Below are 11703 nucleotides of genomic sequence, written 5' to 3'. Positions count from 1 at the left end.
GAAGCGTGCCACGCGTCAGCCCGGGAGGCACGGAGCGCGAAGTGCGCACCGTTGCCCAGCCTGCGAAGCCGTTACCGCCCCTGCTCGGCGAACTCGTGCTTGCTGTCGTGGCCGCCGACGAAGACCAAAATGCCGGCGATCAGGGGCAGCACGGCGAGGACGAGCAAACCACGATCAAATAGGGCCCGCCGAAACCGGCGAGATTGCCGATCGAGTTGATCAGGGCGATCGCGCCGGCCGCCGCCGTGCCGGACAGCCAGGCGGTCGGCAACGTCCAGAACACCCCGAAGCAGCAGAACACGCCGATCGCGGCGACCGTCAGCGCCACCATCGTCAGGGTGGGATCGGTGAGAGAGGAGGAGATGCCGAGAGCGACGGCGGTGAGCAGCAGCGGTGCGCCGACATGCATGACGCGCTCGCGACTCGCATCCGAATGCCGCGCCCACAGGACCATGGCGATGGTGCCGAACAGATAGGGAATCGCGGTGACGAAGCCGGTTTGCGCGTTGGTGAGGCCGAACGCCTTGACGATCTGCGGCAGCCAGAACTGCATGCCATAGAGCGCGCCGACGAAGCCGAAATAGACCAGGCTGAGTGCTATCACCTTCGGTGACGACAGCGCTTCGCCCAGCGAGAAATGCTTCACCGCCTGCTTGGCCGCGATCTCCGAATCGAGCTTGGCCTTGAGCCAGGCCTTTTGCTCGGCCGAGAGCCAGTCCGCCTTCTCCGGTCTGTCGGTGAGATAGAACCAGGTGACGATGCCGAGCAGCACGGAAGGAATGCCCTCGATGATGAACAGCCACTGCCAGCCCTTCAGCCCCATCATGCCGTCGAGCCCGAGCAGCAGGCCCGAGATCGGCGCGCCGATCACGGTCGAGACCGGCACGGCGATGGCGAAGGCCGCGAGGAAGCGGGCGCGATATTGGGCCGGATACCAATAGGTGAGATAGAGGATGATGCCGGGGAAGAAGCCGGCCTCGGCGACGCCGAGCAGGAAGCGCAGCACGTAGAAGCTCGTCACGCCGCTGACCATCGCCATCAGTGCCGAGATGATGCCCCAGGTCACCATGATGCGGGCGATCCAGCGGCTCGCGCCGAATTTCTCCAGCGCGAGGTTGCTCGGACCTCGAAGATGAAATAGCCGATGAAGAAGATGCCGGCGCCCCAGGAGAAGATCAGCGGGGTGAACTTCAGCTCCGCATTCATGGTCAGCGCGGCAAAGCCGAGATTGACGCGGTCGAGATAGGAGAAGAAGTAGGCCAGCACCAGGAACGGAATCAGGCGCCAGGAGATGGCGCGGATGGTCGAGGTCTCGATGTCGCTCTTGCTGGCGCTCTTGGCTCCGCCGGCAGAACCGGCATAGGTGGTCTGGCTCATTGCTTCCCCCGGGTTGTTGCTTTTCTAGGGCTGAGTGGCGGTTTTGAGCATCGCGGGCAAAGAGTCAATGGAGCGAGCAATGCGCGGGGCGCAGCCGGATCAACCTGTTGCGCCGCTCCTGACATCGCTGATCCGCGCCGCCCTCGCCGCGATGGTGATCGTCTGCGGGCTGTGCTTGCGCTGGTACGGCTTTCCGCTCGGGCTTCCGGCCTTCGTGGTGAAATATGGCGGCTCGCTCTTGTGGACGACGATGGTGTTCTTGCTGGTCGGGGTTGTGCTGCCGAGGCTGTCGCGGATGCAGATTGCGGCCATCGCGGTGGCGATTGCGGTCATCGTGGAATTCTCCCGCCTGGTGCACACGCCATGGCTCGATGCGTTCCGGCTGACAGCGGCCGGCGCGCTGCTGCTCGGTCGCATATTCTCGCTGTGGAATCTGGTCGCCTACGCGGTCGGGATTGCCTTCGGTGTTTGGATCGATCGGCTCGTCCAACTGCGTAGGGAAGGTCGGCGCGCGGCTGCGCAGAGCGCTGACCGCTCGGCGTAACCCGCCAACGTCTGTCTCCGCGGGATACTAAAAGCGGTGGATTATGCTTAGCTAATCCATCCTACGAAGACTTCACTCCGCCAATTGAAACCGCTCGAATCGGTCGAGCTCTTCCTCGATCACACGCTTGAGCTCCCGTCGTCCCGCCGCCTTCTTGCCCTGCCCGACCCAGGTCCATTTCTGCATCAAGAGCTTCTTCGCCTGCCGGTCGGTCTTGAGATCGAGCGCGGCGACGATCTCGTCGCCGACCAGCACGGGCAGCGCGAAGTAGCCGAGCTTGCGCTTGGCCTTCGGCACGTAGGCTTCGAACAGATGGTTGTAGCCGAAGATGAGATTGGTGCGCTTGCGCTGGATGATCAAGGGATCGAACGGCGAAAGAATGTGGACGAGATCGGGCGGCGGCCCTTCGCCGCCCGCCTCCAGCGCCGCGGGCGAGGCCCAATGCTCCTGCTTGCCGGCGCCCTCGAGCGTAACAGGTACGAGCTCTCCGCGGCGGACGCGCGAGGCGATCAGGCGCGCGACCGGCTTCTTGCTCGGCGCGTCGAGATGGCAGATCGAATCCAGGCTGACCACGCCCTGCGAGCGCAGCGCGCGGTCGAGCAGATAGGCCGTGAGCTCCCTTGCCGATGCCGGCCTCGGCAGCTTGTCCCAGCCGAAATGACGGTTCATCAGCTCATAGGTCTTGAGCATGCCCTGGCGCTCGCTGATGGTGACGGCGCCGGTATAGAAGGCGAGCTGCAACGCACGCTTCGACGGCTTGCGGCTCTGCCAGAGGTGCTCCTTTTCAACGAGCACGTCATCCTCGATGTCGCGGATCGTCAGCGGGCCGGCGCGCAGCAGTCGCATCACCTTGCGCGTGTCGGCCGGCTTCACCGAGCCGAACCATCTGTGTCCCTCGCGCCGGTGCTCGCGCATCGCCGGCAGGAAGAAGCGGAAGTCGGCGGCCGGCACGTAGGAGAGCGCGTGCGTCCAATACTCGAAAACGCTCTTGTCGACGCTGTGGGCCTGGCGAAGATCGGCGCGGCGGTAGGACGGGATCCTGCTGAACAGGATGTGGTGATGGCAGCGCTCGATGACGTTGATGGTGTCGATCTGCACATAGCCGAGATGAGCAGTCGCGTCGGCGACGGCCTGCGCGCCCTCCCCGAACGGCGCGCGCACGTCGAGCCGCTGGGCGTGCAGCCAGATCTGCCGGGCCTGTTTGGTCGAAAGCGGAAGTGGTTTCGGGGCGCGGGGCATTGCGGAACGCAATGTAGCCGGATTCGCCGCGAGGCAAAGAAGCAGGGACACGAAAAAGCCGCGCTGCCATCTGCTGCCAGCGCGGCCATGACGTCCGGGATCGCGGAGCCTACTTCATCGCCATCGCCTTCTCGGCGCTCATATAATGCTTGCAGGCGCCGCGCATGTTGCCTTTGCTCATGTCGGAATTCGCCGCGGCCATCGACTTCCTCGCTGCGATCTTGCCCGGCGTGTCTTCGCCGCCCATCCCGACAACGAGCTTGGCCATATTTGCACTGGTGCACGCCATCTTGGCGGCGGATGCGGGGGACAGCGCAAGCGCCACGAATGCCGTCGCGAGCAACAGGGTCTTCATCAATCTTCTCCTCCAGATAAGGCAGCCGGCCTGATGCCGGCCACCACAACTGCCATTCTTCAAAGCAAGTTTTTCAGGGAGAAGACATTTCGTTGCTGCACTGCCGAATCAGCCCGCTCTCGACGTGCGGCTTTTGGGCGCTCCCCCGACGCTCCCGGTCGCGACATTCTGGACGAATTCTTGTTCGCGGGGCGGGGCGCGTGGGGCGACGCCCTTTCGACGATCGGGAACGAAGGTTTCCGGGGTTCCCAGTTCCGCCTCAAGCCGCAGACGATCGAACCAGATCAGCGTCTCCGCGGGCAATTTCGAATGTGAGGAAGATCACATCGAGGCTTTTGAACCTCCCCTAGTACCCACTTTTCTTGGAACGTGAGTCGTGATTCAAGGTCGGGATGATACCCGAAGCAAGAGAAGTCCACCTTTCGAGGAAAGATCGCAAGGTGCTTGAGGCGTGCTGTCGCTCACCGGTGACGTTGCAGCGCGATTTGAAGCGGGCGCGGATAGTTCTGTTGGCGGCGGATGGGCGCAGCACCCGGTCGATCGCCAAGGAAGTTGGGGTCCAGCCGCGGATTGTCAGCCTTTGGCGGCATCGCTATGCCGACCATGGCCTTGAAGGGCTGCAAGACAAGCCGCGGCCTGGCAAGCAGCCGATCTATACGAAGACGACCGACAAGCGGATTCTGAAGCTGCTGGATAAGCCGCCACCGCAAGGGTTTGCGCGCTGGACCGGCCCCCTGCTGGCCGAGGCGCTGGGCGATGTCGATGTCCAATATGTCTGGCGGTTCCTGCGCAGCCACAAGATTGACCTGGTGGCTCGCAAGTCCTGGTGCGAGAGCAACGACCCGAACTTTACGGCCAAAGCCGCCGATGTTGTCGGCCTCTATGTCGCGCCGCCGGCGAAGGCCATTGTGCTGTGCGTGGACGAGAAGCCCTCGATCCAGGCTTTGGAGCGAGCGCAGGGTTATCTGAAGTTGCCCAATGGCCGCGCCTTGACCGGCCAAAGCCACGATTACAAGCGGCATGGCACCACAACATTGTTTGCGGCGCTCGAAGTCGCCACCGGAAAGATCATCGCGACCCATTCAAAACGCCGGCGCCGCGTCGAGTTTCTCGATTTCATGAACAGCGTCACCGCGGCTTTTCCGAACCGCAAGCTTCACGTCATCCTCGACAACCTCAACACCCATAAAAAGAACGAGGACTGGCTCAAGGCCCACCCCAACGTGCAATTTCATTTCACGCCGACAAGTGCGTCATGGCTCAATCAGGTCGAAGTATGGTTTTCCATCTTGCAGGGGCAGTCGCTCAGCGGCACCTCCTTCACGAGCCTCAAGCAGCTTCAGGAACACATCGATGCCTACGTCAACGCATACAACGACAGAGCCGAGCCCTTCGTCTGGACCAAGAAAAAGGTCCGTCAACGCCGTTTCAAAGGCCGCCGTATCACTCAGCTCTGATTCCGGGTACTAGGCTCGCGGCATCAAATCGCCATCAGGCGTAGCAGCGAGGATTCGACAATGACCCGTTTTGATAAGTCTTTTGCATTGAAGGCGATCACTCTTTCCGCAGCCCTGTCGATGACGGCGGGCCTGGCCCTGGCCGGCGACAACAATGTCTCCACCGACAAGATCCTCGATGCACTGAAGCCCAAGCCGGCAACCCGTGGCCTGTCCGTCGGTCCGCAAGCCGACACGACCGCGCAAGCCAAGGAAGCGACCTTCCTGAACACGGTGCGCAACCGCCCGACCCGGTCGCTCTCGACGGGCGAGCGCGAGCAGATCGCCGAGCTCGCGGCGACCAAGCCGAAGATCGATCTGGAGATCCAGTTCGGCTACAACTCGGCCGACATCGCCAAGACGTCGATGGCATCGGTGCAGGCGCTCGGCAAGGCGCTGTCCGATCCGGCGCTGAAGGGCTCGACCTTCGTGGTCGCCGGCCACACCGACGCGACCGGCGGCGAAGAGTACAATCAAGGGTTCTCCGAACGGCGGGCCGACACCATCAAGAAATATCTGGTGCAGAACTACGGCCTCAACGGCACCGATCTCGTCACCGTCGGCTACGGCGAGACCAAGCTGAAGGATGCCGCCAACGGCGCCGACGCGATCAACCGCCGCGTCCAGGTCGTGAACATGGACACCAAGACCGCAGCGAAGTAGACGCGCGGCCGTCGCGCAAGAGACACGCCGCCTGCCGCAACCCGGCAGGCGGCGATGTCATATCCAGCTTTGAAACAGCATCAGGCGGCCGAAGGTTCGCATGGACGTGCCGATGAAGGCTGCGGAAATCGGCAGCATGACTGCAAAGCCGATCGCAGCGACGCCGACATAGGCCCACAGCAGCCAGCGCGGCAGCCCCTCCCGGCGCAGCACATAGACCAGCGCCAGCGACGCCGCGGTCGCGGCCGGCAGGTAGTAGTAGATGAAGCCCAGGGTCCGCGGCAGCAACGCCCAGGCGAGCCAGGGACCGAAATAGAATGCCGCGATCAGGAATGCATCCCACCGCCGCGCCGCAATGAAATCGCGCAACACGATGACGAGCGCGATCAGAGCCGGCCAGAGCACCAGCGGATTGCCAAGAAAGACGATCGCAGCGACGTTGTCATCTCCCGTCTTGTCGAACAGGAACCACACCGGGCGCGCGAGCAACGGCCAGGACGGCCATGCGCTCATATAGGTGTGGCCGGCGATGGCCGTCGTGGTGTTGTCGGCGAAGATCCGCCGCTGCGCCTCGATCAGATCCGGCAGCGACACGCCGTAGAGCGGGACGAAAGCGGCAAGGTAGGCCACCATCGGCAAGACCACGAAGCAGAGCGCGACATGATGCAGCCTCAAGCCGGGCCACAGCTCCGGCCGATACCAGTCCTCCCGGCCTCGCGTCGGCGAACAGCGTACGCCAGCCCTGCATCAGGCGGATCACCGCAACGATGACGATGCAGACGCCAAGCGGAAACAGGCCGCTCCATTTGCAGGCCGCAGCACAGCCGAACAAGCTGCCCGCGAGCGCGAACATTGCCTGCGGCCGCTCTCTGCGAAAACCATGCATGAAGGCGGCGGTCGCAAGCAGGCCGAAGCCGAGCGCAAAGATGTCGAGCATCGCGATGCGCGCCTGCACGTACAGCATCTGGTTGAACGCTGCAATCAGCGCCGCGGCGATCGCGGGCCCTTGCGCGGAAAACAGCGCGAGCCCGCACAGATAGATTGCGACGATCGCCAACGCGCCGAACAACGTCGCGGGGTAACGCCAGCCAAGCGCGTTGTCGCCGAAGGTCGCGATCGATGCCGCGATCAGCTCCTTGGCCAGCGGCGGATGCATCGGATTGAGCATCGGCTGCGACATCACAGGCGCCAGCATCTGCCGCGCCGCCGGCACGTAATGCACCTCGTCGAAGACGAATTTCTCCGGCGTGGTGAGACCGATCAGCAGCGCCAGATGGGCAATCAGGAAAATCGCGACAGCAAGCACTGCGCTCCGCGACAGTTTTGGAACTGCGAAACCCTCGAGGGGCTGCTGTTGAGATATCTTGCGTGGCAAATTTGCGTCACCGCGGACAAAAACAAGGATCGTCGTTTTCATTGAACGCATTCTGCCGCAACTGTCACTAAGCATAGCGCACGTCCCGCGCCGCTTGTGATAATTACGCCACATCGCAAGCAAGCGCGATCCGGTACGATCAGGGACACATCGATCGGTTGCGAAATGAATTTGCGTTTTTGGCTTTTCTCCATCCTCTCGTCGGCCGCATTGTGCGCCGGCTCTAGCGCGCAGGCGCAGACTCGCGTCGGCGAAGCCGTCGTGATTCAGAACGAGGTTGTGCGCGTGGCCGCGACCACGACGCCGATCAATGTCGGCGACAGCATGCTGCGCGACGAGACCGTGCGCACCGGCACCGACAGCGCGGCGCGTTTCGTGATGGCGGACAGCACCAATCTGTCGCTCGGCCCGAGCGCCACGCTGAAGCTCGACCGCACCGTCTTCAACGACGAGCGCAGCTATCGCGACGTCGCGATCCGCATGACCACCGGCGCCTTCCGCTTCGTCACCGGGCGTTCCGACAAGGCTGCTTACAAGATCACGACGCCCCTTGCGACCATCGGTGTGCGCGGCACCACGCTCGACATTCTCTCGCAACGCGGGCGCTCCGTGGTCGTGCTTCAGGACGGCGCGGCCAGCGTCTGCACCAAGAGCTCCCAATGCGTGCAGCTCACCCAGCCAGGCGACACCGCGATCATCACCTCGACCGGCGGCAAGGTGAGCATCACCAAGTCCAATACGCCGCCCTGGACGTTTGCCGCCAATTGCGCCGCGAGTGCCGGACTGTGCGCGGTCAATCAGTACGCCGGCGCCTCGCCGACCATCATGCCCGCCGTCCAGGACGACGGCATGCTCTGCGGGCGCTGACGATGACGAAATACCGCTTCCGGCGCCTCATCCTCATCGGCGTGCTGACCGCATTGGCCGCGTTTGCGCTTGTCGCCTCGGGGGCCCGCCCGGCGGCTGCGCAGGCGTCGGAGTGCGGGTCCGAGTGCGGCGAGCCGACGCCTTATCCGTCGCCGACCTACTCGCCCTCGCCAGCGCCCTCCCCGACGCCTACGCCCTCACCAAGCCCTGCGCCCTCACCGTCGCCGAGCCCGTATCCTTCCCCCAGCCCATATCCGTCGCCGAGCCCGACGCCGACCGGCGCGGCTTCCAGCGGCAATTCGGTCGGCGGCCTCGCCAACCAGCGCTTCAACCAGATGATCACCAACCGGGTGCTCGGCACGGTGCTGCTCGGCGTCAACGAGCAGATCAATTGCGGCGACTGCATCAGCGCATTCGGCTCGGCCGGCTCGTTCTCGGCCGGCATCCACGGCCGCAAGGCGCTGACCAACAATCTGTCGCTGCTCGCCGGCATCGCCTACACGCACTACGACGGGCGTGGCTACGAGATCACCAGCGCACCGATCGGCGCTTTCGCGTTGCGCTATGACTTTACCGATTGGGGCTCGTCACGGCCGTTCTTCGACGTCGGCACAATCCTGACGCCATGGGAGAAGGCGCGCTACACGCGCAGCTACGATACCAGTCTCGGCCCGGTGAGCGTGACCAGTTCGACCAACGTCTCGAACTACGCCGTCTACGGACGCGCCGGCTGGATAAGTCGCCTCTCGCCACGCGACGAGGTCGCGGCCTCGATCGAGGTCTGGCAGCTCTGGCAGCGCGTCTCCGGCTATAGCGACAGTACGGTGACGTTCAATCCATTCGACGCCAGCATCGCTGATGGCACCGACCGCACCAGCCTCGTCAAGATCGGCGGCCAGTGGACGCATCTCTTCGGCAGCAACATCGAGACCAACATCAATGGCGGCTGGGTGCAGTCGTTTGCGAGCCACAGCGGCATCGTCGCCACCGTGACCGGCAACGGCGTGGTGGTGCCGACCATGGGCAACCAGGGCTGGTTCGAATATGGCGGCCGCCTCGGCTTCCGCGTGCAAAGGGGATGGATCGTGGATCTCTTCGCCAACGGCACGTTGGGCCCGCAGCCGGTCGGGAACACGATCCACGGCGGCGTCGGGCTGCGGATCAATTATTAGGACGGAGACCTCGCCCCAAATTCCGCTGTCATGTCCCGCGAAGGCGGGACATCCAGTGCGCCGCGGCTTCTCCGTATCTCACGCCGCCGGCTTGCCCTCGAAGGCCTGACGCAGGACGGCCACGTCGAGCTTGACCATCTTCATCATGGCCTGCACCGCGCGCGCGGCCGCTGCCTTGTCCGGGCTCGACAGGAACTCGAACATCACTTTCGGTACCACCTGCCAGGCCACGCCCCATCGATCCCTGAGCCAGCCGCACTGCTCTTCCTTGCCACCATGGGCGAGGAACGCGTTCCAGACGCTGTCGACCTGGGCCTGGTCGTCGCAATGGATCATCAGCGAGATCGCGTGGGTATATTCCATCTTCATGCCGCCATTGAGCGCGACCAGCGGCTGCCCGGCCACCGTGAACTCGACGACGAGCACGGAGCCCTCCTTGCCGGAGGGGCCGTCCGAAACGTTGTGCTGGACGTGCGTGATCTCCGAGTTCGGAACCAGCGAGACGTAGAATTTTGCAGCGTCCTCGGCATCGCCGTTGAACCACATGCAGGGCACGAGCTTGGACATCGTGAATGCTCCTCTTCAGATCTTCCGGGCTCGGATCAGGCGTTCGCCATCTCGGGCTGCAGAGGGGCAGCCGCGAGATCCATCCAGTTCACACCCCACATATGGCCGTCGGGATCCTCGAAGCTGCGGCCGTACATGAAGCTGTATTCGTCCTTCGGGCTGGGATCGGCCACGCCGCCCGCCGCCGCGGCCTTGTCGACGATATCGTCGACGTCGCTGCGACTGTCCGCGGACAGGCAGAACAGCACCTGGTTCGAGGTCCTGGCGTCCGCGATCGGCTTCGGCGTGAACTGGCGGAATTTGTCGTGGGTCAGCAGCATCGCGAAAATGGTCTCGGAAAAGACCATGCAGCTCGCGGTCTCGTCGCTGAATTGCGGATTCTTGACCGCACCGACCGCCTCATAAAAGGCGGTCGCGCGCTTGAGGTCGGTCACCGGCAGGTTGACGAAGATCATCTTGGGCATCGGAAGTTCCTCGGGTGGGGTTCTGCCCAAGGACGGACGGCCAGGCCGCCATCCGACACCGCTTCCGACTAATTTTTCGAACCCCGATCTGCGGGGTTCTGTCGCACCGAACCCCGCGCGCCGAGCAACCTTACTTCTTCTCGTTGGGATCGCGGTGCACCGGGTCGATCCAGAGCACGGTCTCGGGCTTCTCCACCGGCTCGATGTCGAGATTGATCGCCACCGCCTCGCCGTCGCTGCGCACCAGCACGCATTCCAGCACCTCGTCCGGGCTGGCGTTGATCTCCTGGTGCGGCACGTAGGGCGGGACGAAAATGAAGTCGCCGGGGCCGGCTTCCGCGGTGAATTGCAGGCTCTCGCCCCAGCGCATCCGCGCCTTCCCCTTCACCACATAGATGACGCTTTCGAGATGGCCGTGATGATGCGCGCCGGTCTTGGCATCCGGCTTGATGCTGACCGTGCCCGCCCACAATTTCTGCGCGCCGACGCGTGCGAAATTGATGGCGGCCGCGCGGTCCATGCCGGCCGTCGAGGGCACGTTCGTGTCGAGCTGGTTGCCCGGAATGACGCGCACGCCGTCATGCTTCCAGCGATCATGATCGTGGTCATGGTGGGAATGCGAGTGGTCATGGCCGGTCATGGGTACTTGCCTTCTGTTGGTTCGTGCGCGGCAAACTAACCCAAAGCCGCAGCCGCAAGCCATACTAAAAATGGAACCCTCGTAGCCGCTCGGTGTTGTCATTGCGAGCAAACCGAGAGGAGAATTTCATGGGTAGCACCACTGACAAGATCAAGGGCACCGCGAACGAGGCGATCGGCAAGGCCAAGCAGGGCATCGGCGAAGCCACCGGGTCCGATCGCATGAAGGGCGAAGGCGTGGTCCAGGAAGTGAAGGGCAAGGGCCAGCAGGCCATGGGCGACGCCAAGGATGCCGCGAAGGAAGCGATGGATCGCGCTGCTGCTGCCGCAAAGCGCGCAGCGGAGTGACGCGCTTAGAGCTGAAAGCGAAAAGACCGGCCGAAAGGCCGGTCTTTTTACTTGTGCAGTCATTCCGGAGCGTCGCGAAGAGCCGACCCCGGAATGACGGCTACGCCGTCACTTCACCGCGAGCAATTCCACGTCGAACATCAAGGTCGCGTTCGGCGGAATCACGCCGCCGGCGCCGCGCGCGCCATAGCCGAGCTGCGGCGGGATGATCAGCGTGCGCTTGCCGCCGACCTTCATCGAGGCAACGCCCTCGTCCCAGCCGGCGATGACGCGGCCCTTGCCGATCGGGAATTCGAACGGCTCCTTGCGATCAACAGAGGAGTCGAATTTCTTGCCCTTCTGGCCGTTCTCATAGAGCCAGCCGGTGTAGTGCATCACGCAGATCTGACCGGGCTGCGGCGAGGCACCGGTGCCGACGGTGGAGTCGATGATCTGCAAGCCTGAAGCTGTGGTCATGGTCTTTCCTGCGGTCTGGGCCAAGGCCGTGGTGGAAACGAAATCGGACACGCCACCAATCACGGTGATCGCGAATGCCGACATGATAGCGAGGAGCATGCGCTGAAAACGCTGCATAGGGCACCTTCCATTTGAGGCGGG

At 63.6% G+C, this 11703-nt stretch carries 12 protein-coding genes and 2 pseudogenes; 6 read left to right on the top strand and 8 right to left on the bottom strand.

The window, feature by feature from the left end:
* Nucleotides 1-71 precede the first annotated feature (71 nt).
* Nucleotides 72-1377, bottom strand: a pseudogene (locus ABIF91_RS25490) (MFS transporter).
* A 79-nt stretch (nt 1378-1456) separates the two neighbouring features.
* Between ABIF91_RS25490 and ABIF91_RS25485 the strand changes: the two are divergent.
* A complete protein-coding gene (locus ABIF91_RS25485) occupies nt 1457-1921 on the top strand; it encodes a DUF2809 domain-containing protein (protein ID WP_050995197.1) in 465 nt (154 codons plus the stop codon).
* A 72-nt stretch (nt 1922-1993) separates the two neighbouring features.
* On the opposite strand, the gene ABIF91_RS25480 is transcribed toward ABIF91_RS25485, so the two are convergent.
* Nucleotides 1994-3160, bottom strand: coding sequence for a winged helix-turn-helix domain-containing protein (locus tag ABIF91_RS25480; RefSeq protein WP_284282909.1), 1167 nt, complete (start codon nt 3158-3160; stop codon nt 1994-1996).
* A 109-nt stretch (nt 3161-3269) separates the two neighbouring features.
* A complete protein-coding gene (locus tag ABIF91_RS25475; protein WP_028179709.1) occupies nt 3270-3515 on the bottom strand; it encodes a hypothetical protein in 246 nt (81 codons plus the stop codon).
* Between the two features lie 392 nt (nt 3516-3907).
* On the opposite strand from ABIF91_RS25475, the gene ABIF91_RS25470 reads away from it, so the two are divergent.
* Entirely contained in the window at nt 3908-4972 is a 1065-nt protein-coding gene (locus ABIF91_RS25470) for an IS630-like element ISRj1 family transposase (protein WP_026192128.1), read from the top strand.
* A gap of 60 nt (nt 4973-5032) precedes the next feature.
* On the top strand, nt 5033-5674 hold the full coding sequence (locus ABIF91_RS25465; protein WP_424579462.1) for an OmpA family protein: 642 nt from the start codon (nt 5033-5035) through the stop codon (nt 5672-5674).
* Between the two features lie 57 nt (nt 5675-5731).
* Here the strand turns inward: ABIF91_RS25465 and ABIF91_RS25460 are convergent.
* Nucleotides 5732-7163: pseudogene (locus ABIF91_RS25460) on the bottom strand (phospholipid carrier-dependent glycosyltransferase).
* 51 nt (nt 7164-7214) lie between these two features.
* Here ABIF91_RS25460 and ABIF91_RS25455 point away from each other — a divergent pair.
* Both ABIF91_RS25455 and ABIF91_RS25450 read left to right on the top strand, forming a co-directional pair.
* Nucleotides 7215-7916 (top strand): FecR family protein, encoded by a 702-nt coding sequence (locus ABIF91_RS25455; RefSeq protein ID WP_028179713.1) that lies wholly within the window; start codon nt 7215-7217, stop codon nt 7914-7916.
* A gap of 2 nt (nt 7917-7918) precedes the next feature.
* A complete protein-coding gene (locus tag ABIF91_RS25450) occupies nt 7919-9088 on the top strand; it encodes a hypothetical protein (RefSeq protein WP_028179714.1) in 1170 nt (389 codons plus the stop codon).
* 78 nt (nt 9089-9166) lie between these two features.
* On the opposite strand, the gene ABIF91_RS25445 is transcribed toward ABIF91_RS25450, so the two are convergent.
* From ABIF91_RS25445 to ABIF91_RS25435, 3 genes are all read right to left on the bottom strand, one after another.
* Nucleotides 9167-9655 (bottom strand): VOC family protein, encoded by a 489-nt coding sequence (locus tag ABIF91_RS25445; protein ID WP_028179715.1) that lies wholly within the window; start codon nt 9653-9655, stop codon nt 9167-9169.
* A gap of 35 nt (nt 9656-9690) precedes the next feature.
* Nucleotides 9691-10119: a VOC family protein gene (locus ABIF91_RS25440; RefSeq protein ID WP_424579461.1), complete on the bottom strand. Its 429-nt coding sequence runs from the start codon at nt 10117-10119 to the stop codon at nt 9691-9693.
* Between the two features lie 130 nt (nt 10120-10249).
* The gene (locus ABIF91_RS25435; RefSeq protein WP_024341406.1) at nt 10250-10759 is read right to left on the bottom strand and encodes a cupin domain-containing protein; all 510 of its coding nucleotides are present in this window, start codon (nt 10757-10759) and stop codon (nt 10250-10252) included.
* 128 nt (nt 10760-10887) lie between these two features.
* Between ABIF91_RS25435 and ABIF91_RS25430 the strand changes: the two genes are divergently transcribed.
* A complete protein-coding gene (locus ABIF91_RS25430; RefSeq protein WP_028179717.1) occupies nt 10888-11106 on the top strand; it encodes a CsbD family protein in 219 nt (72 codons plus the stop codon).
* Nucleotides 11107-11214: 108 nt separating this feature from the next.
* Here ABIF91_RS25430 and ABIF91_RS25425 read toward each other — a convergent pair whose 3' ends face one another.
* Nucleotides 11215-11679 carry an FKBP-type peptidyl-prolyl cis-trans isomerase gene (locus ABIF91_RS25425; RefSeq protein ID WP_028179718.1) on the bottom strand — a complete coding sequence of 155 codons (465 nt, stop codon included), beginning with the start codon at nt 11677-11679 and terminating at the stop codon, nt 11215-11217.
* Nucleotides 11680-11703: the final 24 nt, after the last annotated feature.

It is taken from the genome of Bradyrhizobium sp. USDA 241 (assembly GCF_049739505.1).
In the GTDB taxonomy this organism is placed as follows: domain Bacteria; phylum Pseudomonadota; class Alphaproteobacteria; order Rhizobiales; family Xanthobacteraceae; genus Bradyrhizobium; species Bradyrhizobium liaoningense.
This window is presented reverse-complemented; position numbering and strand designations above follow the sequence as displayed.

Bases quoted from the DNA above. Each gene is read 5' to 3' on its own strand.
- ABIF91_RS25485 (WP_050995197.1), top strand. From the start codon at position 1,457: ATGCGCGGGGCGCAGCCGGATCAACCTGTTGCGCCGCTCCTGACATCG.
- ABIF91_RS25480 (WP_284282909.1), bottom strand. From the start codon at position 3,160: ATGCCCCGCGCCCCGAAACCACTTCCGCTTTCGACCAAACAGGCCCGG.
- ABIF91_RS25475 (WP_028179709.1), bottom strand. From the start codon at position 3,515: ATGAAGACCCTGTTGCTCGCGACGGCATTCGTGGCGCTTGCGCTGTCC.
- ABIF91_RS25470 (WP_026192128.1), top strand. From the start codon at position 3,908: ATGATACCCGAAGCAAGAGAAGTCCACCTTTCGAGGAAAGATCGCAAG.
- ABIF91_RS25465 (WP_424579462.1), top strand. From the start codon at position 5,033: ATGACCCGTTTTGATAAGTCTTTTGCATTGAAGGCGATCACTCTTTCC.
- ABIF91_RS25455 (WP_028179713.1), top strand. From the start codon at position 7,215: ATGAATTTGCGTTTTTGGCTTTTCTCCATCCTCTCGTCGGCCGCATTG.
- ABIF91_RS25450 (WP_028179714.1), top strand. From the start codon at position 7,919: ATGACGAAATACCGCTTCCGGCGCCTCATCCTCATCGGCGTGCTGACC.
- ABIF91_RS25445 (WP_028179715.1), bottom strand. From the start codon at position 9,655: ATGTCCAAGCTCGTGCCCTGCATGTGGTTCAACGGCGATGCCGAGGAC.
- ABIF91_RS25440 (WP_424579461.1), bottom strand. From the start codon at position 10,119: ATGCCCAAGATGATCTTCGTCAACCTGCCGGTGACCGACCTCAAGCGC.
- ABIF91_RS25435 (WP_024341406.1), bottom strand. From the start codon at position 10,759: ATGACCGGCCATGACCACTCGCATTCCCACCATGACCACGATCATGAT.
- ABIF91_RS25430 (WP_028179717.1), top strand. From the start codon at position 10,888: ATGGGTAGCACCACTGACAAGATCAAGGGCACCGCGAACGAGGCGATC.
- ABIF91_RS25425 (WP_028179718.1), bottom strand. From the start codon at position 11,679: ATGCAGCGTTTTCAGCGCATGCTCCTCGCTATCATGTCGGCATTCGCG.